This is a genomic window from Bradyrhizobium sp. CAR08 (assembly GCF_052871955.1).
In genome coordinates this window covers 165,036-184,184 of the sequence record NZ_JBIXJX010000008.1, presented here as the reverse complement: position 1 = coordinate 184,184, position 19,149 = coordinate 165,036, and the positions used below count along the sequence as shown (strand labels likewise).

25 protein-coding genes are annotated in these 19,149 nt (G+C 64.6%); 5 read left to right on the top strand and 20 right to left on the bottom strand.

What is annotated here, in order from left to right; translation table 11 throughout:
* Positions 1–3: 3 nt before the first annotated feature.
* The 3 genes from ACIPUD_RS18640 to ACIPUD_RS18630 form a co-directional block, all read right to left on the bottom strand.
* On the bottom strand, positions 4–1,137 hold the full coding sequence (locus tag ACIPUD_RS18640; RefSeq protein ID WP_085351076.1) for a glycosyltransferase family 2 protein: 1,134 nt from the start codon (positions 1,135–1,137) through the stop codon (positions 4–6).
* Between the two features lie 258 nt (positions 1,138–1,395).
* Complete coding sequence (locus ACIPUD_RS18635; RefSeq protein WP_085351075.1) at positions 1,396–1,599, bottom strand: hypothetical protein; 204 nt, start codon at positions 1,597–1,599, stop codon at positions 1,396–1,398.
* Between the two features lie 89 nt (positions 1,600–1,688).
* The gene (locus ACIPUD_RS18630; protein ID WP_085351074.1) at positions 1,689–2,069 is read right to left on the bottom strand and encodes a hypothetical protein; all 381 of its coding nucleotides are present in this window, start codon (positions 2,067–2,069) and stop codon (positions 1,689–1,691) included.
* Positions 2,070–2,184: 115 nt separating this feature from the next.
* Between ACIPUD_RS18630 and ACIPUD_RS18625 the strand changes: the two genes are divergently transcribed.
* Both ACIPUD_RS18625 and ACIPUD_RS18620 read left to right on the top strand, forming a co-directional pair.
* Positions 2,185–3,006: a DUF72 domain-containing protein gene (locus ACIPUD_RS18625; RefSeq protein WP_085385045.1), complete on the top strand. Its 822-nt coding sequence runs from the start codon at positions 2,185–2,187 to the stop codon at positions 3,004–3,006.
* A gap of 22 nt (positions 3,007–3,028) precedes the next feature.
* A complete protein-coding gene (locus tag ACIPUD_RS18620) occupies positions 3,029–3,490 on the top strand; it encodes a DUF488 domain-containing protein (protein ID WP_018455600.1) in 462 nt (153 codons plus the stop codon).
* A 149-nt stretch (positions 3,491–3,639) separates the two neighbouring features.
* On the opposite strand, the gene ACIPUD_RS18615 is transcribed toward ACIPUD_RS18620, so the two are convergent.
* The 8 genes from ACIPUD_RS18615 to ACIPUD_RS18580 form a co-directional block, all read right to left on the bottom strand.
* Positions 3,640–4,554, bottom strand: a complete 915-nt coding sequence (locus tag ACIPUD_RS18615) for a PhzF family phenazine biosynthesis protein (protein ID WP_085396321.1) — start codon at positions 4,552–4,554, stop codon at positions 3,640–3,642.
* Between the two features lie 122 nt (positions 4,555–4,676).
* A complete protein-coding gene (locus ACIPUD_RS18610) occupies positions 4,677–4,985 on the bottom strand; it encodes an amidohydrolase family protein (protein ID WP_240550529.1) in 309 nt (102 codons plus the stop codon).
* Between the two features lie 62 nt (positions 4,986–5,047).
* On the bottom strand, positions 5,048–5,212 hold the full coding sequence (locus ACIPUD_RS18605) for a hypothetical protein (protein WP_446481297.1): 165 nt from the start codon (positions 5,210–5,212) through the stop codon (positions 5,048–5,050).
* Positions 5,213–5,365: 153 nt separating this feature from the next.
* Positions 5,366–6,673: an adenylate/guanylate cyclase domain-containing protein gene (locus ACIPUD_RS18600; protein ID WP_247337371.1), complete on the bottom strand. Its 1,308-nt coding sequence runs from the start codon at positions 6,671–6,673 to the stop codon at positions 5,366–5,368.
* A 31-nt stretch (positions 6,674–6,704) separates the two neighbouring features.
* Positions 6,705–7,868 (bottom strand): ABC transporter permease, encoded by a 1,164-nt coding sequence (locus ACIPUD_RS18595; protein WP_247337369.1) that lies wholly within the window; start codon positions 7,866–7,868, stop codon positions 6,705–6,707.
* On the bottom strand, positions 7,865–8,794 hold the full coding sequence (locus tag ACIPUD_RS18590; RefSeq protein WP_247337367.1) for an ABC transporter ATP-binding protein: 930 nt from the start codon (positions 8,792–8,794) through the stop codon (positions 7,865–7,867). Before ACIPUD_RS18590 ends, ACIPUD_RS18595 begins: the two co-directional genes overlap by 4 nt.
* Positions 8,791–9,579 carry an HlyD family secretion protein gene (locus ACIPUD_RS18585; protein WP_085351069.1) on the bottom strand — a complete coding sequence of 263 codons (789 nt, stop codon included), beginning with the start codon at positions 9,577–9,579 and terminating at the stop codon, positions 8,791–8,793. The genes ACIPUD_RS18590 and ACIPUD_RS18585 overlap by 4 nt, the downstream gene beginning before the upstream one ends.
* Positions 9,576–10,271: a TetR/AcrR family transcriptional regulator gene (locus ACIPUD_RS18580; RefSeq protein ID WP_085351068.1), complete on the bottom strand. Its 696-nt coding sequence runs from the start codon at positions 10,269–10,271 to the stop codon at positions 9,576–9,578. The genes ACIPUD_RS18585 and ACIPUD_RS18580 overlap by 4 nt, the downstream gene beginning before the upstream one ends.
* 108 nt (positions 10,272–10,379) lie before the next feature.
* Here ACIPUD_RS18580 and ACIPUD_RS18575 point away from each other — a divergent pair, with 108 nt between their 5' ends.
* Genes ACIPUD_RS18575 through ACIPUD_RS18565 form a run of 3 tightly spaced genes read left to right on the top strand, consistent with a single transcriptional unit; the run spans position 10,380 to position 11,601 of the window.
* Entirely contained in the window at positions 10,380–10,715 is a 336-nt protein-coding gene (locus ACIPUD_RS18575; RefSeq protein WP_085351067.1) for an ArsR/SmtB family transcription factor, read from the top strand.
* Positions 10,712–11,176 (top strand): SRPBCC family protein, encoded by a 465-nt coding sequence (locus tag ACIPUD_RS18570; RefSeq protein WP_085351066.1) that lies wholly within the window; start codon positions 10,712–10,714, stop codon positions 11,174–11,176. The genes ACIPUD_RS18575 and ACIPUD_RS18570 overlap by 4 nt, the downstream gene beginning before the upstream one ends.
* 11 nt (positions 11,177–11,187) lie before the next feature.
* Positions 11,188–11,601, top strand: coding sequence for a GFA family protein (locus ACIPUD_RS18565; RefSeq protein WP_446481296.1), 414 nt, complete (start codon positions 11,188–11,190; stop codon positions 11,599–11,601).
* Between the two features lie 43 nt (positions 11,602–11,644).
* Here ACIPUD_RS18565 and ACIPUD_RS18560 read toward each other — a convergent pair whose 3' ends face one another.
* From ACIPUD_RS18560 to ACIPUD_RS18520, 9 genes are all read right to left on the bottom strand, one after another.
* On the bottom strand, positions 11,645–12,055 hold the full coding sequence (locus ACIPUD_RS18560; protein WP_085351065.1) for a DUF2000 family protein: 411 nt from the start codon (positions 12,053–12,055) through the stop codon (positions 11,645–11,647).
* A gap of 63 nt (positions 12,056–12,118) precedes the next feature.
* Complete coding sequence (locus ACIPUD_RS18555) at positions 12,119–12,508, bottom strand: DUF4189 domain-containing protein (protein WP_018455588.1); 390 nt, start codon at positions 12,506–12,508, stop codon at positions 12,119–12,121.
* A gap of 194 nt (positions 12,509–12,702) precedes the next feature.
* Positions 12,703–14,307 (bottom strand): NTP transferase domain-containing protein, encoded by a 1,605-nt coding sequence (locus tag ACIPUD_RS18550; protein WP_446481295.1) that lies wholly within the window; start codon positions 14,305–14,307, stop codon positions 12,703–12,705.
* On the bottom strand, positions 14,304–15,005 hold the full coding sequence (locus tag ACIPUD_RS18545; RefSeq protein ID WP_446481294.1) for an XdhC family protein: 702 nt from the start codon (positions 15,003–15,005) through the stop codon (positions 14,304–14,306). Before ACIPUD_RS18545 ends, ACIPUD_RS18550 begins: the two co-directional genes overlap by 4 nt.
* Before the next feature lie 2 nt (positions 15,006–15,007).
* A complete protein-coding gene (locus ACIPUD_RS18540) occupies positions 15,008–15,331 on the bottom strand; it encodes an XdhC family protein (RefSeq protein ID WP_148751517.1) in 324 nt (107 codons plus the stop codon).
* A 9-nt stretch (positions 15,332–15,340) separates the two neighbouring features.
* Positions 15,341–16,543, bottom strand: coding sequence for a vWA domain-containing protein (locus ACIPUD_RS18535; RefSeq protein ID WP_085361694.1), 1,203 nt, complete (start codon positions 16,541–16,543; stop codon positions 15,341–15,343).
* 132 nt (positions 16,544–16,675) lie between these two features.
* Entirely contained in the window at positions 16,676–17,611 is a 936-nt protein-coding gene (locus tag ACIPUD_RS18530; protein ID WP_026232979.1) for an AAA family ATPase, read from the bottom strand.
* Between the two features lie 58 nt (positions 17,612–17,669).
* Positions 17,670–18,482, bottom strand: a complete 813-nt coding sequence (locus ACIPUD_RS18525; RefSeq protein WP_446481293.1) for an FAD binding domain-containing protein — start codon at positions 18,480–18,482, stop codon at positions 17,670–17,672.
* A 33-nt stretch (positions 18,483–18,515) separates the two neighbouring features.
* Complete coding sequence (locus ACIPUD_RS18520; RefSeq protein WP_007602418.1) at positions 18,516–19,001, bottom strand: (2Fe-2S)-binding protein; 486 nt, start codon at positions 18,999–19,001, stop codon at positions 18,516–18,518.
* Positions 19,002–19,149: the final 148 nt, after the last annotated feature.

Here is a 19,149-nt window from a genome sequence, read left to right as displayed (position 1 = left end):
GAGCTATTTCTTGCGCCAGACGAACAGTCCGGACATCGCGTAGTTCCACACCACGCCCATCAGCGCCCCGGCCGCACCCGCAAGCCACCAGATCGGCTCCTGGTCGTAGACCGAGAAGGCGACGCCGACATTGGCCAGCAGGCCGACGCTGCACACGATGTAGAACGCGATCAGGCCGCGCAGCAGCGCAAAGCCCTTCAGCCGCTGGTCGCGATAGGTGAGGAAGTTGTTGAGAACGAAATTGCTGGTCATCGCGACGATGGCGCCGGAGGCCTGCGCTTCCGCGAACGGCTCCTTGAACAGCTCGAGCGATATGAACAGGGTGGTGAGATGCACCACGAGGCCGATCCCGCCGACCATCGCGAACAGCAGGAAACGTAACGAGACAGCATCGTTGGTGAACTTCGCCAGAACGAGGCCGAGAAAATCCAGCGCGACCATGGAATCGAGCTTGCTTTCGCCGTGCTGGCGCTCGCCGAACGTGTAGGGAATTTCGATGGCGCGCAAGGTGCCGTTAGCGCTTGCGACGAGGTCGAGCAGGATCTTGAAGCCGTGCACGGAAAGTTTCGGCGCCAGCTGCTCGAAGCGGTCGCGGCGAACCATGAAGAAGCCGCTCATGGGATCGGCGATCTCGACCCGCAGCGCTTTCCTGGCGAGTTCCGTTGCCAGCGCGCTGGCGCCGGCGCGCTGCTTGTTGAAGCCTTCGCTCTTGTAGCCCTCGATGTAGCGGCTGCCGACCACGAGCTCGGCCTGCCCGCTCGCGAGCAGCGACAGCATCTTCGGCAGTTGCGTCTCGTCGTGCTGGAGGTCGGCGTCGATCACGGCCGCATAGGGCGCGCTGGAGGCTAGGATGCCCTCGATGCAGGCCCCCGACAGGCCGCGGCGGCCGATACGGCGGACACAGCGCACGCGGCTATCGCGCTGGGCCAGCGCGCGCACGACGTCCCAGGTGCCATCAGGCGAATTATCGTCGACGAACACGACCTCCCAGGCGATGCCGGCCAGCACGGCCTCCAGCCGCCGGTACAGCACCGTGACATTGTCGCGTTCGTTGAAGGTCGGGACGACGACCGACAATTCGGGCGCCGGCGAAGCCTTCTGTGGGATGTCGGAGCCCGGTCTGATCGCTTCATTCATGACGGCAGCGTATATCCGCCGCGTCCTGTGCTGCCAAGAACTTGCGCCAGCAAGCCAGGGTTTCTCTGGGGGGCGGCCCCAAAAGGGGCCCAAAATGCCAACGACCCCGGAACGGCGGGCCGCGCGTACATCCGGCGCAGCCTGTGCTATTCCAAGGTCGTTCCAGCGCCGGAGTTTTTCGCTCAACGTCGCCGTTAGAAGCTAAATGGGAACGGTAACGCCGCTTTACAAGGGGCGGAAGAGGCCTTTTTCACGCGCTTACTGGTTCGGGACTTCCTTGATCACCGGCCCTCGCGGCACGGGCGCGGCAGGGGCCGCCGGCGCCGCAGCCCCGGCCGGCTCGGCCTTCGCAGGTTTGGGCGGCTTGCCGTACTGGCCGATCGGCCCAAAGACGACGGCCATCGCAAGCACGATCGCCGCGACGATCGCGCCCAAAATGCCCCCCACCGACTCAGACGACATGGAAACCCATCCCTGTTCCAGATGCGCCCAGTGATACCATGGATGAGCGCGCTGCCGGAAGGGCTTGTCGGACGCACCGGTTCAATGGGCTATTTCTGCGGCGGCTTGTGCTTGACGAAGGCCGTCACGATGTCCTTCTGCGCCGCCTCCACCGCCCTGTTCGCGGTCGCGAGATGGGCGCCGGCATCAATATCCGGATATTGCGTGGTGAGATAATCGAGCAGTGCCACCCGGTAGTATTGTCGCTCCGACGGACAGGCTCCGGCGACGGAGCGGCCAAAATCCTGTTCCGACAGGCCCTGATTGCCGACGCGCGAATATTCCCGCGCCAGGCAATGCCAATAATCGTCGCGGCCCTGCGTGGCGAGCTTCTGCGCACCCTTGGCATCGTCATCGTCGGCCATAACTGAAGATATCATGGCAGCAGATGTCATCATGACGAGCGCCGCTCCCACCATCAGCATCCGCATCTTGTTCTCCTTTTTTCGCAGATCCTATCGCGAGCTTAGACGGGACGTCGCAACTGGCCAATCACAACTGGTTTGATTAGGATGGAGGCCCTCCTCCCGCATCCGAGATCCTCCCGTGGCCAAAGCAAAAACCGCGTCCAAAAAATCCGGCAACATCTTCATCGGCATCGGCGGCTGGACCTTCGAGCCATGGCGCGGGGTGTTCTATCCGGAGAAGCTCACGCAAGCCAAGGAGCTGTCCTACGCCGCCTCGAAGCTGACCTCGATCGAGATCAACGGGACTTATTACGGCTCGCAGAAACCGGAGAGCTTTCGCAAATGGGCGAGCGAGGTGCCTGATGGTTTCGTGTTCTCGGTGAAGGGGCCGCGCTTCGCCACCAACCGGCGCGTGCTGGCCGAGGCCGGGGATTCCATCAAGCGTTTCTATGATTCCGGCGTGCTGGAACTCGGCGATCATCTTGGGCCGGTGCTGTGGCAGTTTGCGCCGACCAAAAAATTCGACGGCGCCGATTTCGGAAAATTCCTCGAGCTGTTGCCGCGCAAGCTCGAGGGACGCGCGCTGCGCCACGTCGTCGAGGTCCGTCACGACAGTTTCTGCACGTCGGATTTCGTCGCGCTGATCCGCGAATTCGAGACGCCCGTCGTGTTCGCCGAGCACGGCAAATATCCGGCGATCGCCGACGTCGCCGGCGATTTCGTCTATGCGCGACTGCAGAAGGGCAATGACGAGATCAAGACCTGCTATCCGCCGAAGCAGCTCGATGCCTGGGCCAAGCGCTTTCAGGACTGGGCCGAGGGAAGCGAACCCGACGACCTGCCGAAGGTCGACAAGGCCAAGCCGAAGAAGGAGCCGCGCGACGTGTTCGCCTATGTCATCCACGAGGGCAAGGTGCGCGCGCCAGCCGGCGCGATGGAACTGATCGCACGGGTGAGCTGAGGTATTTCGCTAAAGGTGTCTCATGGCAAAGGCAAAAAAGCTCTTCACCATCGGCTATGAGCAGACGCCGCCGAAGGCAGTGCTCGACGAGCTGGAGCAATCCGGCGTCAAGCTCGTCGTCGACGTGCGCGCGGTGACGTCATCGCGCCGGCCCGGCTTTTCCAAGAGGCAGCTCGCCGCAGGCCTCGATGAACGCGGCATCGCCTATGTCCATCTGGCAGCGCTCGGCACGCCCAAGGAAGGCCGCCTCGCCGCCCGCAGCGGGCAATACGATGTACTGGAGAAGGTTTTCTCAAAGCACCTGAAGACGCCGGAGGCCAGGGAGCAGATGGACGAGCTCTCGGCGCTGGTGAAGAAAGCCGGTCCCGTCTGCCTGCTTTGCTACGAGCGCGACCACACCCATTGCCACCGCCAGATGATCGCGGAGATCATCGAGGAGCGCGATGGGGTAACGGTGAAGAATTTGGCGGGACGGCAGGCCTGAACGACTCTCTCCGTCATGGCCGGGCCTGTCCCGGCCATCCACGCCTTGCCACACAGCACGAAGAACGTGGATGCCCGGGCCTTCGCGTCGCCGAAGCGGCTTCGGCCGCGCAGGCGGGACAAGCCCGGGCATGACGATGGAATAGAGAGCTAACCCTCCCCATCAAGCCTCAACGTCCCTTCCATCATCTGCACGCAGCTGCCGCCGACATGGGCGGAGACGATCTTGCCGTCCTGCTTGCGCACGCGCGTCTGCAGGATGCTGGGCCGGCCCATGTCAAAGCCCTGGCCGACCGTGAGCCTCAACTCGCCGTCGCGCCTGGGATCGAGATCGGCGAACAGCGCGGCGGCTGCGACGGTTGCGCTGCCGGTCGCGGGATCCTCGGTGAGGCCGCTGGCGCCGCGCATGAACATGCGCGCCTGGCGCTCACATGGCGCCTCCGCTGCGGGCACGTCACGGGTATAAAACCACACCGAGCGGGCGCCATCGCGTGGCAATATCTTGCCATAGGCCGCGGCATCCGGCCGGGCCCGCTTCAGCGCCTCGCGCGAATGCAGCTCCAGCACGAGAAACGCGTTTCCGACGGTGACGACGTGCGCTGCGTGGTTGTCGGTCTTGATGTCATCCGCGCCGAGCGAGATGCAACTCGCGGCTTCAGCAGGTGACAGTGGCGCATACCGCGCCAGCGGCTGCGGCGCGGTCAGCTCCGTTCTGACCACCCGGCCCTGCTCCCGCACGATCTCGACCGGCACGAGCCCCGCCTTCTCCTCGAACAGCAGGCGAGGTTTCGGCTCCTTCGCCAGCGACGCCAGCACGAAGGCTGTGCCGACATTGGGATGACCGGCAAAGGCGATCTCCAACACCGGCGTGAAGATGCGCACTTCGGCGTCGTTGGCCTTATCGCGCGGCGGCAGTACGAAGGTCGTCTCCGAATAGTTGAACTCGGTCGCGATCGCCTGCATCTGCTGCGTGGAGAGCCCGCCGGCATCCAGCACCACGGCGAGCTGGTTGCCGCCGAAGGCGCGGTCGGTGAACACGTCGACGGTGATGTAGCGGCGCTGCATCTTCGCTTCCTCTTCACGCAAGCGCAGCCTCGGTCGGCTGCATCGCCGGCACTCTACAAGCCGGCGACATCGCCCGTCATGCCCCAAAATAGAGTGCAATCGGAGCAATCGCGGAAGACGGATCAAAAGCGGCAGAGCGAACGTGGCGATGCGAGCACTTGCGCGCGTTCACTCTGATCGACGATCAGCCCATCGATAAATCGCCGGTTCTTCGCGTAGCTTTGCGCCTTCTCGAACTGCGTGTGCGGCCAGTCGCTGCCCCAGAGCAGTCGATCGAGGCCGTACGCGTTGCGCAGCAGCGGGTAGGCCGTCTTCGCAAAATCTTCGCCGGCCGCGCCGTTGCGATACGGCGCCGAATCTACTCGGCCTCCAGCGCGAGATCCCGCGCAGTCCGCCATCAGCGTTCGCGACGCCGGGCTGGCGGACTTCACCGGCCCGGCTTCGTCTCTGCCGCGAGTTAGTACGCGGACGCCGTGTTGGGCAGGCAAGGCGGCTATGCGTAAGGCGCAGAGGCATACGCGCCTGCTGCCGGAGCCCTGACGCAGTCGGCCGCCACGTGAGTTGCGGCGCGGCGCGGCACGCTGTCCCGCGCCGATGCGGCCTGGCTTTGGGTGACAGCGGCGATCAGGGCGGCTGCAACAAGGATCGATCGAGTCATTGGCTTTCTCCGGGTAACAAAGGGAAGCTGAGATTTTCGGCTTCCACCGTGCAAGACCCAAAGCTACCAAGGATATTTCATCACGCGCCTTCAACGAAACGCGAGCCGCTTCAACGAAACGCGACTCACAAGTGAAGGCGCAGGCGGCGGCCCTCACCCCAGTTGAAACACCGCCACCTTCTGCTCATAGCCGCGCACCTCGACCTCCCCAAGCGACACCGCATCGTCGCCGTCCTCGCCCAGCGCCTCGCGGACCGCCGCCGAGATCAAGAGCTGCGAGCCGAACTCCTTGTTCAGCGCCTCCAGCCGGGAGGCGAAGTTCACGGTGTCTCCGATGACAGTGTATTCCTTGCGCCGGGGCGAGCCGATATTGCCGGCGACGACCTCGCCGAAATGGATGCCGATTCCGATTCTGAGCGGCCAGCTCGTCTGCGCGTTGATGCGCGCCATCGCGGTCAGCATCTCGCGGCCCGCGGCGACCGCGCGGTGCGCGGCGTCGGAGGTCTCCAGCGGCGCGCCGAACAGGGCCAGAAAGCCGTCGCCCAAAAACTTGTTCACGATGCCCCCCTCGCGGTCGAGAATGTCGACCAGGACGGCGAAGGCGCCGTCGAGCCGGTCGACCACCTCCTGCGGCGTGCGCGACTGCGCGCCGGCGGTGAAGCCGCGGAAATCGACGAACATCACGGCGACGCGGCGGAGGTCGCCGGCGACGCTCGTCCCCGCCGCCATCAGCCGCTCCACGACCTGTGGCGACACGTGCTGACCGAACAGGTTGGTCACCCGGTCGCGCGCGGTCGCTGCGGCAATGCTTGCGGCGAACTGGCGGCGGAGCTGCGCACCGACCGCGCCTGCAAGCACGCCGCAGATCAGGATGATGGTGCTTCGAACCGCGTGGAAATAGATCTGCGGCTCGCCGCTCCCGCTGGCGGGATCGAAGATCAGCGCCACAGCGAGCAACTCACCCGCAGCGACGAAGCCGGTGAAGGTGGACAGCCAGAAGTCGAGCCGCAGGGTCGAGAGGATGACGAAAATGAAATAGATCAGCGGCACGACGAAGCCGAGCGCCTGGCTCGCGCCCATGCTGCGGATCTGCAGGATCAGGATGACGGTCGGCAGCGAGGTCTCGATCAGCGCGCCGATATAGCGCCGGATCACCGGCAGATCGCGGTCGAGCTTGAGGTTTAGCCTGATCTGGCTGTGGACCCAGACCTCGAACAGGATGAAGCCGGTCAGGAGACCATAGACCTCGGCAAGCCCCTCCGTGCCCCGCCAGACCCGCTGCACCACGGAGGAATTGACGAGGTAGATCGCGGTGAGGAACACGACGATGACGCAGCCCGTCGTGATCAGCGCCCTCACTCGCACGAGCTCGGTGCGCAGCACCTCGCGCGTCAGCTCGCGCTCGAAGTCTTCGGACATCACGGCATGCTGCCGGGCCTTCCTGCTCGCAAAACTGACCATTCCGCCCCCTTGATTCCAGGGGCATCTTGCCTCAATCCAGCGTGCGGCGGAAGCGCGTCACGGCGATGGTCATGGCGAGCAGCATCAGGACCGCCAGCGCCAACGCGTCGAAACGCAAATTTTGCATGCTCGCACCCTTCAGCATGATGGCGCGGACGATGCGCAAATAATGCGTCAGCGGCAGGCACTCACCGACATATTGCGCCCAGGCCGGCATCCCGGCGAACGGGAACATGAATCCGGACAGCAAGATGCTCGGCAGGAAGAACATCATCGACATCTGCATCGCCTGGAGCTGGTTTTGCACCAGCGTCGAGATCGTGTACCCGATCGCCAGATTGGTCGTGATGAAGAGCGCCGAGAGCAGCGCCAGCAGGAACAGATTTCCGAGCACCGGCACGCCAAACAGGCCGACCCCGATGCCAATGATGAGGAACGCCTGCACGAACCCGACCAGCACGTAGGGAATGATCTTGCCGAACATCACCTCGACCGGCTTGATCGGCATCGACAGCAGGCTCTCCATCGTGCCGCGCTCGACCTCGCGCGTGACCGAGAGCGCGGTGAAGATCAGCATGGTCATGGTCAGGATGGTGCCGACGAGGCCCGGCACGATGTTGAGGCTCGACGCGGCGGCGGGGTTGTAGCGGGCGTGCGCGCGGATCTCGAACGGCATCTCCGGGGGATCTCCGATGTAGAGATCGTGCTTGAGTGCGGTCTGCACGACCATGCCGAGCGAGCCGATCGCCGCGCTCGCCGCCACTGGATCGGTGGCGTCAGCCGCGACCAGCAGCGCCGGCTTATCGCCGCGCCGCACTGCCCGCTCGAAGCCGCGCGGGATCTCGACGCCGAACAGAACCTTGCCGGATTTCAGGAGATTGTCGAAATCTTCGACGTCGTGGACTTCGTAGAGAAAGCGGAAATAGGCGGTGTTCTCCAGCGCCTTCAGGATCGAGCGTGCGAGATCGGAATCCTCCTGAAGCAGCACCGCGCTCGGCAGATTGTGCGGCGTGGTGTTGATGGCATAGCCGAACAAGAGCAGCTGCATCACAGGCAGCATCACGATCATCGCAAATGACACGCGGTCGCGCTTGAGCTGGATGAACTCCTTGATCAGCATCGCATAGGAGCGCCTCCAGAAGCCGAAGCGCTCCCGGATCGCGTGCTGGGGTTCAGGATGATCGACCGCGCTCATTGGAAATTGTCCTTGGAACGGCTCATCAATTCGATAAACACGTCTTCCAGTGACGGCGATGATTTGTGCCAATGCAGTCCGCTTTTTTCGCGCCACGGCGCGATGCGGGCCTCGAGCGCGGCGACGTCGCGGCCGGAGACGTGCAGCGACGTGCCGAACGGCGCCACCATGTCGATTCCCGGCTTGCCGGTGAGCGCAGCCGTGAGCTCGTTCAGGTCCTCGCCCGTCACGGTGTAGGTCGTCAACGCGGATTTCGCGATCACCTCGTCCACGGTGCCATGCACGAGCAGATGGCCATAGGCGATATAAGCAATCTCGTGACAGCGCTCGGCCTCGTCCATGTAGTGGGTCGAGACCAGCACGGTGAGACCGTCGGCCGCGAGTGCATGAATCTCGTTCCAGAAATCGCGCCGCGCTTTGGGATCGACGCCGGCGGTCGGCTCGTCGAGCAGCAGCAGTTTCGGACTGGGCAATGTGCAGGCACCTAGCGCCAACCGCTGCTTCCAGCCGCCGGAGAGTTCGCCCGCGAGCTGTTCCTCGCGCCCCGAGAGCCCGATCCGCTTGATCATGTCGCGCGCGGCGCCGCGGGCGTCGGCAAGGCCATAGAGCCGCGCGACGAATTCGAGATTCTCGCGCACCGACAGGTCCTGATACAGGCTGAACCGCTGGGTCATGTAGCCGACCTGGCGCTTGATCTTTTCGGCGTCCTTCAGGATGTCGTAGCCGAGGCAGGTGCCCTCGCCGCTGTCGGGTGTGAGCAGGCCGCAGAGGATGCGGATGGTCGTCGTCTTGCCGGAGCCGTTCGGCCCGAGGAAGCCGTAGATCGAGCCGCGTTTCACCTGCATCGACAGATCGTGCACGACCTCCCGGCCGCCGAACGACTTGGTCAGGCCCTTGACGTCGATCGCGATGCCATTGCCGCTCATCGTTTGTCCGCCACCGGAGTTTTTGGATTGAGATAGACGTCGATCGGCTGTCCGACGCGCAAGGCGTCGGGACGCGAAGGCCGCGCCTGGATCAGATAGACGAGTTTGTTGCGCTCCTCGAGGCTGTAAATGACAGGCGGCGTGTATTCGGCCGAGGTTGCGATGAAATAGATCTTTGCGGTGAGATCGGCGGCGCAATTGTCGCACGCGATCCGCACCGTATCGCCGATCGCAAGCTTCGGCAGCTCGGTCTCCGGCACGAAGAAGCGCAGCTTCATGTTGCCGGGGGGCATGATCGAGAGCACCGGCCGCTGCGCCGCCACCATCTCGCCCTCGCGAAAATAGATCTGCTGGATGGTACCGGCGACCGGCGCAAAGCCCTTGCGCCGCGCCATCCGCGTCTCCGAGGTCGCCACCCGTGCCTCGGCGACGCGCAAGGCGGAGACCGCCGAGTCGAGATTGGCCTGCGTGCCCGAGCCGGTCTTGCTCAGCGAAGCCGCGCGATCGTAGGTTTGCTGCGCATTCGCCAGCGTCGCCTTGTTCTGATTGAGATCGGCAAGCTGGAGATCGTCGTCGACGGAATAGAGGTGATCGCCGACCTTGACCTGATCGCCCTCGCGGACATTGAGCTTCGTCACGCGACCCGCCTCGTCTGGGCTAACGAAGATCATGTCAGCCTCGACCCAGCCCTGGAAGCCGGGATCACGCTTGTCCTTACAACCGGCAAGCCCGGTCGCGAGGACCGCGATCAATGCGAGTACAGAAATTGCTTGCGACGGCCTCATGTCGTGCTCCGTTCGCCAAAAATCAAATCGAGATGAACGCGCAGCATGTCCTGCGCGTCGAGCGGCGCGTGCCGCGCAAACAGGCTCTGCCAGATCACCGCGATCATCGCGGGTGCGACCAGGATCTGCGGATAGTGCGCCAGGTTCTTCTGGCGGATCTCGCCGCGGGCGATGCCGAGCTCGATCAGGGCGCGCATGGCGGAGATGCCGCGCGAGACGACCTCGCGGTAGTAGAAGTCGGCCACGGAGGGAAACCGCGGCCCCTCGGCCACGATCAGGCGCACGAGATCGCCGCGCCTGGTGCCGATGACCTCCTTCAGGAAGTTACTCGCAAACGCCTCGACCAGATCGCGCACCGAGCCCGCCGGTGGCGGCAATGCCGTCAACCGGGTCACGACAGGCACGATCACCGTCCGGACCAGCTCCTCGAACATCGATTCCTTGTCCTTGAAGTGCAGGTAGATGGTGCCCTTGGCGACACCCGCACGCTTCGCGATGTCGTCGAGCCGCGTCGCGGCAAAGCCCCGCGCGATGAATTCCTCCATCGCGGCATCCACGATCGCCGCGCGCCGCTCCGCCGCGCGCGTGGCACGGCTCGACGCGGGCACCGCGTCCTCGCCAGCGTGTGAATTGGCCTTCGCGTTCGCGCGAGCTGCGGGCGGCGTGGCGGCTTTGGCGGGTTTCCTGGTCATCTATCTGATATGACTGACCAGTCAGTCATAGTCAAGACAGCGCTGCGGACCCAATCTGGTCCACAAATTAGTATTGACTAATTCATTAGCGACGGCTAATCTAATTCTATGATCGAAGCCGCCCCAAATCCCGTTACCACCGTCATGCGCGCCCTCGCGGACCCGACGCGACGCGCCGTCTTCGAACGCGTGTTCGAGAGCACGGAGATCAGCGTCGCTGAACTCACGCGGGGAAGTGGCGTGACGCAAGGCGCGATCTCGCAACATTTGAAGTCCCTCAAGCAGGCCGGCCTCGTCGCCGAGCGTGCCGAGGGCCGCAACGTCTATTACCGTGCCGCGCCGCAAGGCCTCGAACCGCTGGTCTCCTGGATGGACCATTACGGCGTGTTCTGGCGCGAGCGCTTCCAGAACCTGCGTGACCTCTTGAAGGAGATCGACCCGTGAGTGCTGTTGAATTGAAAGCCGAGACAAAAGACATCGTCATCGACGAGGTGCTCCCTCATGCGCCGGAGACGATCTGGAAGGCGCTGACCAGCGCCCAGCTGATCGCGCGCTGGCTGATGCCGCCGACCGGTTTCGAGGCCGTCGAAGGCAACACTTTCACCTACCAGACCACGCCGGGCGGCGCATGGGATGGTGTCATCCATTGCCGGGTCCTGGAAGTCATGCCGAACCGCCGCCTCGTCTACGCCTGGAAGGGCGGCGATGAGCGCAACATTGGCTACGGCGCGCCGCTCGACACCGTCGTGACGTGGTCCCTCACCCCGGTCGAGGACGGCACGCGGATCCGTCTGGTTCATGCGGGCTTCGTCTTGCCCAGGAACGAATCGGCCTACACGGGCATGAGCGGCGGCTGGAAGAAGGTCGTCCGCCAGCTCGACGAGATCAGCGGCGAAGACAAGTAAGGAGTAATCGCATGACCAAGCCCTATACCGGCGGCTGCGCCTGCAGCGCGATCCGCTATTCGATTGCCGGTGAGCCGCTGTTCAGCAATCACTGCCAGTGCCGGGACTGCCAGCGCGAAAGCGGCAGCGCCCACGGCTCGTACATGACATTCGCACGCGACGGCGTCACGGTGACGGGCGAGGCAAAGCATTGGGACATGGTCGCCAACAGCGGCAACGTGAAGACGCGCGGTTTCTGCACACAGTGCGGCGTGCCTGTGTACATGACCTTCGCGGCACAGCCCGACGTCTTCACGATCCGCGCCGCAAGCCTCGACGAGCCCGCCCGCTACAAGCCGCAGGCGGTCACTTTCGCCGCGCGCGGACATCACTGGGATCGTCTTGACCCTGACCTGCCCAAATTCGCGGGCATGCCGCCGGGGTGAGGCATCGCAGGTGGAAGCGCGCGCAAGACCGCGCGCGTTCACGTCAACTATGAAACTTCAACCCGTCGACGATCTTGTCGATCACCTTGCGCCCCGCGCGCATCGCGAGACCGACGAGATTGAGATCGGTGCGCGCCACTGCCCTCACCACCTCGCGGTTGGCGGCATCATGAGTGGTCTTGAACATGTCCTCGGTATAGACCGCCGGCTTGACGTTGCGCGTCAGGGCCCGATCGAGCGCGCGCGTCAATGCGGGACCGTCGGCGCCATAGATCAGGATGGGCTGACCGATCAGCGCGTGATATTTCGTGCCCGACGCGTCCTCATAGGGCTCGCCGATGCATTCCGGAAAGGCCGCGGCGATGCCGCTGGTGAGGAAGGCCGCGACGTTGAGCTTCTGCCAGGCTTGAAGATCGGTACGAATCACGATGGCGATCTTGGTATCGAACTGCATGCAACTCCCCGACTGTCATTCCGGATTCGATGCTACGCACGATCGGAATGACTGCAACAGGAATCAACCCTTGGCGTCGCAGGCCCAGGCGCGGATCACGCATTCCTTGCCGCCGTATTTGTAGCATTCGCGCGTGGCGGCATTGAGCGTGGTCGAGATCTTCGGCTTGACGGCATAGCCATAGGCGCCGCAGGGATTGGAAAGATCGACCGACATCGCGGCGCAGGCGCGCTTCATCGTCACGGTCGTGCAATCGCCCTTGCACTGCTTCTGCGCCGCCGCACGGGCTTCGTGCTCGGCGCCATAATCAAAGGCCTGGCCGTAAGCGCCGCACTTGCCGACCGCAAATGCACCGGCGGCATGCGCATCCGTGATATGGCGAGCGCCCGCGATGCAGACGGACAGCGCAAAGAAAAACATCGCGCAACGGCGCGCGACGACGTTCGAAGCCATGGAAAAACCCCTCCCCCCAAGGCAGGTGAAGGTGACTGTAAGCGGCGGTTGTTTCCAGATGGTGAACGGGGCGTTGAATTGAGGCCTGGGCGGCGCGGTAGGTGGGCAAAGCGACGCGTGCCTACCAATCAAACACCACCGTGTCGAGGGATGGTGGGCACGGCGCTGCGCGCCTTTGCCTACCCTACGAACCGCTATCCCCGCCGTGCCGCTTCCAATGCCTGCGGCGTGTCGATGTCGAGGAAGGCGCTCTCGCCGTCGACCGGCACTTCGGCGACGGCCTCGGTGTGCTTGGCGATCAGATGGCGCGCGCCGACATCGCCGTCGAGCGTCATCAACTCCTTGAAGAAGCGGCGCGACCACAGCACAGGGTTGCCGCGGCGACCTTCGCTGACGGGCACGACGATGAGATTGCCGCGGTCCGGTGCGAACGCGTCGATGAGACGGTCGATCAGGCCGGCGTCGATCAGCGGCATGTCGCCGAGGCAGACCACGGCGCCGTCGGACGCCTCGGGAACGGCCGCGATGCCCGCCTTGACCGAGCTTGCGATGCCGCCGGCAAAATCCGGATTTTTGACAAAACGCACCTTCAGGCCCTGCAAGGCTTGTTCGATCAGCTCGGTCTGATGGCCGGTGACGACGATCACCTCGGACGCCTTGGAGGCCAGCGCCTGCTCGGTCGCTATTCGCACCAGCTTCTTGCCATCGAGCTCGGCCAGTAGCTTGTTCGGCCCACCCATCCGGGTCGAGCGGCCTGCTGCGAGCACGATGACCGCGACCTGGTTGTTGCCCTCGATCTCCGGTTTTGCGCGCGGCTGCGGGCGCGTGACGATCTCCATCAGGAGGCCGCCAACACCCATGCCCATCAGCTCGGACCGCGTCACCTTGATGCCCGCGAGCAGCCGCATCAGCACCCAGTCAAAGCCGTTCTCGACCGGCGAGCGCGCGCAGCCGGGCGCGCCCAGCACCGGCACGGCGCCGGCCCGGGCGATCAGCAGCAGGTTGCCGGGGTCGACCGGCATGCCGAAATGCTCGATCTCGCCGCCGATGCTGGTGACGGCCGCAGGGATCACGTCGCGGCGGTCCGCGATCGCGGAGGCCCCGAACACGATCACGAGCTCGGCGCCGAGCCCGAGCAATTCCTTGATCGCAGCCGAAAGCGCCTGCTCTTCATGCGGGACCCGCCGCTCCGCGATGATGCCGGCGCCGGCCGGCGCCAGCCGCTCGGCGGTGACGCGCAACGTCTTGTCGATCACCTTGGAGGACAGGCCGGGCAGCAGCGTCGAGACCACGCCGACGCGCTTGATGACGTAAGGCGCGATCTTCAGCACGTCGCGACCCGCGGCCTTCACCGCGGCATCACGCAAGTTTCCTTTGACACCGAACGGGATGATCTTGACGGTGCCGACCATCTCGCCCTCGACCACCGGCTTGAAGGCGGAGAGCGTCGCAAAGGTGATGGCCTCGTCGACATTGTTGATGCGGTCGACCGCGGCGCGATCGATCACCAGCACGCCTGGCTGCGCGGCGAACAGATTGGCGCGGCCGGTAAAGGCGCGCTCGACATGGATGCCCTCGCCGCCGACCGCGAGCGCGATGCTGGCGGCCGCGACGTCTTCGGAGACATCGCCCTCCTCCATCCGCACCACGACAATGTCCCTGATGCCGGCGCGCTCCAGCGCCTCGACCTCGGTGGGCCCGATCGTTGTGCCCTTTTTCAACACCAGCGGTCCCTGGCGCAGGGTGTGGACGGTCACCCCGCCGATCGCATCCCTGGGACTCGCCGGGCCGAACTTCATGCGGCTTCTTCTTTTTCTTTGGGCGGCAGGCGAAGCACCGCCGTGATCTCGGCCATGATCGACACCGCGATCTCGGACGGCGAGACCGCGCCGATCGCAAGCCCGATCGGCGCATGGATGCGCGCGATGTCGCTCTCCTTGGCGCCTTGCGCCCGCAGCCGGTCGCCGCGCTTGGCGTGCGTCTTCCGCGATCCGAGCGCGCCGATATAGAAGCAGTTGCGCTCGAAAGCGTGCAGCAGCGCGGGATCGTCGATCTTGGGATCGTGCGTCACCGCGACGAAAGCCGTGTAGGCATCGACGTTGAGCGGCGGCAGCGCCGTGTCGGGCCATTCCGCGACCAGCGGAATGTCGGGGAAGCGCTCGGGGCTCGCAAAGGCCGTGCGCGGATCGACCACGGTGACGTCGTAGCCGAGCGAGCGCGCCAGCGGCGCCAGGGCCTGGCTGATATGGACAGCGCCGACGATGACGAGCTTGGCGGTCGGCGCATAGACGTTGAAGAACAGCTTCTTGCCACTGGCTTCGACGCTGGCGCTTTTGCCCATGCGGAGCTGCTTGTCGAGCTCGGCGCCCAATGGATCCTTGGCAAAATCCTTGGCCTTCACCAGGCGCTGCTCGCCACTCTCGGTGTCGGTGACCAAAATCACCGGGCGGCGCGCGGCGCGCTCGGTATTGAGTTCGTGCAGGATCTCGAGCTTCACGGCTAGCCGACTTTCTCGACGAAGACGCGGATGGTGCCGCCGCAGGACAGCCCGACATTCCAGGCAGTCTCGTCGGCAACGCCGAACTCCAGCATCCTGGGCTTGCCGCTCTCGATCACATCCATGGCCTCCGTGACCACGGCGCCCTCGACGCAGCCGCCGGAGACGGACCCCAGGAACGTGCCCTCGTCGTTGATGACGAGGCTCGAGCCCGCCGGACGCGGTGCCGAGCCCCAGGTCTCGACCACGGTGGCGAGCGCGACGCCACGGCCGGCCTTCTGCCAGTCCTCCGCCGCCTTCAGAATATCCTCGTCGCGATCGAGCATGGCTACCTCTCAGGCTGCGGAGCGGATCAAGCTGCGGTGATGCGGCGGCAGCGGCCGGGAGAGCGTGGTGATCAGCTCCTGGATCGAGCTCAAATTATGTACCGGACGGAATTCGTCAACGTGCGGCAGCATCATTTTGATGCCCTGAGCCTTGGCCTCGAAGCCGCCAAACCGCAGCAGCGGGTTGAGCCAGATCAGCCGCCGGCAGGAGCGGTGCAGCCGGTCCATCTCGAAGGCGAGCTTGGAATCGGCCTCCCGCTCCAGCCCGTCGGAGATCAGCAGCACGATGGCGCCCTGGCTCAGCACGCGCCGCGCCCACAATTTGTTGAAATTGTGCAGGGAGGCCGAGATCCGCGTGCCGCCGGCCCAGTCCTCGACCGAGGCCGAGCAGCTCGCCAGCGCCTCGTCGGGGTCGCGCTGGCGCAGCGCCCGGGTCACGTTGGTGAGGCGAGTGCCGAACAGGAACACCGAGACACGTTTTCGCGCGTCCCCTATGGCATGCAGGAAATGCAGGAACAGGCGGGTGTACTCGCTCATCGAACCCGAGATGTCGAGCAGCGCGACGATCGGCGCCGGTTTCTCGATCCGCCCAAGGCGATGGATGTCGATGATGTCGCCACCGGTGCGCAAGGACGCGCGTAAGGTGCGGCGCAAATCGAGACGAAGCCCGCGCGCATCAGGCCGGTGCCGGCGCGTCAATAGCTCGGCCTGCGGCAGCCGCATCCGCTCGACAGCACGGAGCGCTTCGGTGATCTCGGCCGCGCTCATCTGAGCGAAATCCTTCTTCTGAAGGATTTCCTTGTCGGAGACCGACAGGCGCAAATCCTGCTCCTGGTGCTGCGGCGTCTCCGTCATGCGCGGCTGCGACATCGCCTCCTGGACGCGGCGGGAGCCGGCCTGCGGCTTCTTCTTGGCCTGCTCCGGCAGCGGCACCGAATCCAGCATGTGCTTCCACTCTTCCGACGCCCGGAAGAACAGGTTGAAGGCCTGTTTGAAGATCAGCGCATGCTCGTGGCGCTTGACGAAGATCGCCTCCAGGGTGGTGAAGACGTCGGCGCGGTGGCCGATGTCGATCACCTCAAGCGCGCTCATGGCATCGATGACCGCACCCGGCCCGACCGGCATGCCGGCCGAACGCAGCGCGCGGGCGAAGCCCACGATGTTGTCGGCGAACTGCTCGGTCTGCTCAGGCGCAAGGTGGTTGATGGCCATGGTCTTTCCTCGCTCCGTCATTCCGGGGCGTCGCGAAGCGACGAACCCGGAATCCAGAGATTGTGGCGCGAGATTCTCAGGTGCGCAATTGCGCACCAGAGTTCACGCTCCCGCGCGCCCCGGAATGACAAGTTACTCGCTCGTCGCGTCCTTCAGCACCTTCTGCAAGGTGTCGCCCTGCATCCGCGTGATGTCGTCCTGGTATTTGAGCAGCGCGCCCAGCGTGTCGCCGACCACTTGCGGGGTCAGCGAGCGGGCGTCGAGCTCCGACAGCGCAGTGGCCCAGTCGATGGTCTCGGCAACGCCCGGCGATTTGTAGAAATCCTGATTGCGTAGCGCCTGGACGAAGCGCACGACCTGCTGCGACAGTTTCGCGGAGATACCCGGCACGCGCGACTTGACGATCGCGAGCTCACGATCGGCATCGGGATAATCGACCCAGTGATAGAGACAGCGCCGCTTCAGCGCGTCGTGGATTTCGCGGGTGCGGTTGGAGGTGATGATCACGATTGGCGGATGCGGCGCCTTCACGGTGCCGAATTCGGGAATCGTCACCTGGAAGTCGCTGAGGATTTCGAGCAGATACGCCTCGAACGCCTCGTCGGCGCGGTCGAGCTCGTCGATCAAGAGCACCGGCGGTCCCGCAACGTCGGGCTCCAGCGCCTGCAGCAGCGGCCGCTTGATCATGTAGCGGTCGGCGAAGATATCGGAGGAGAGCTGATCGCGATCGGTGTCGCCGGCGGCTTCCGCCATCCGGATCGCGATCATCTGCGCGGCGCTATTCCACTCGTAGACCGCCGAGGAAACGTCGAGGCCTTCGTAACACTGCAGGCGGATCAGCTTCCGCCCCAAGGCCGCCGACAGCACTTTTGCGATCTCGGTCTTGCCGACGCCGGCTTCGCCTTCCAGAAACAGCGGCCGGCCCATGCGCAGCGACAGATAGGTCACCGTGGCCAGCGATCGCTCGGCGAGATAGCCGCGCGACGTCAGGAGTTCGAGCATCGAATCGACCGATGCCGGCAATACAACTGAAGTATTGGCACCGGACGTATTGGCCGCTGAGGTCATGAAAAAGCCAGTCTCGCTACGCCCTCACCGGGGACAAGTTTGGGCCGAGGCGTGAGGATCACTCACTCCTTGGGGCGTTGGCGGCGTCGAGGGCGCGCCGCGTCAGCACGCCGATAAGATGCGCGCGGTATTCGGCGCTGCCATGGATGTCGCTGTTGAGGCCGTCCGCGGGGACCTCGATGCCATCAAGCGCCTTCGCGGCGAAGCGCTTCTTCAGGGCTTCCTCGAACGCGGTGACACGGAACACGCCTTCGGAGCCGGCGCCGGTGACCGCGACCCGCACGTCGGAGGGACGCCGCGCCACGAACACGCCGACCAGCGCGTAACGCGAGGCCTGGTTGCGGAACTTGATATAGGCCGCCTTCTTCGGCAGCGGGAACATCACCTTGGTGATGATCTCGTCGGCTTCGAGCGCCGTCGTGAACAGGCCCTGGAAAAACTCCTCCGCCTTGAGGCGGCGCTTGTTGGTGACGATGGTGGCGCCGAGCGCAAGCACGGCAGCCGGATAGTCCGCTGTCGGGTCGTTGTTGGCGAGCGAGCCGCCGATCGTGCCCTTGTGGCGCACGGCGGGATCGCCGATCTGGCCGGCCAGGTTCGCGAGCGCCGGGATCGCCTCGCCGACGATAGCGGAGCTTGCGACCTCGGCATGCCTGGCGGTGGCACCGATCACGAGCGCGCGGCCCTTCATCTCGATCGTGTTGAGCCCATCGATATGGGAGAGGTCGACCAGATGCGGCGGGCTGGCGAGGCGCTGCTTCATGACGGGAATCAGCGTGTGGCCGCCGGCGATCACCTTGGCATCTTCGTTCTTCACCAGGAGGTTGGCGGCCTGCCGAACGGTCCCGGGGCGATGGTATTTGAAATCGTACATCTGAATGTCCTGATCGCAGAGTGCGCGCGAGGTTTACGCGAGATCGGATTTCGCCATCGCCTTGGCGCCGGCGGAGATCGAGGTGACGATGTTCTGGTAGCCGGTGCAGCGGCAGAGATTGCCTTCCAGCTCCTCGCGGATGGTGTGGTCGTCGAGCTCGTTGCCCTTGCGATGGACGATGTCGATCGCGGTCATGATCATGCCGGGCGTGCAGAAGCCGCACTGCAGGCCATGGTGTTCGCGGAAGGCCTCCTGCATCGGATGCAGCGGCGCGCCGTCGGCGGCCAGGCCCTCGATCGTCTTGACCTCGTGGCCGTCGGCCATCACGGCGAGCGTGGTGCAGGACTTCACGGCCTTGCCGTCCAGATGCACGACGCAAGCGCCGCACTGCGAGGTGTCGCAGCCGACATGGGTGCCGGTGAGCCGCAGATTCTCGCGCAGGAACTGCACCAGCAGGGTGCGGGGATCGACATTGGCCGTGACAGGATTGCCGTTCACGATGAGGGAGATTTTTGCCATAAACACTCTCTATCAGCGCCCCGACGGGTCCCGTCGAAGCGGTTCTTATATTTATTCCAACCCATCATATGGGCCATTATGCCCCGGGGCAACATCACCCGGAATGCAAGGCGCCATGACAAAACGCGATATGCCGAAAGGCGCAATG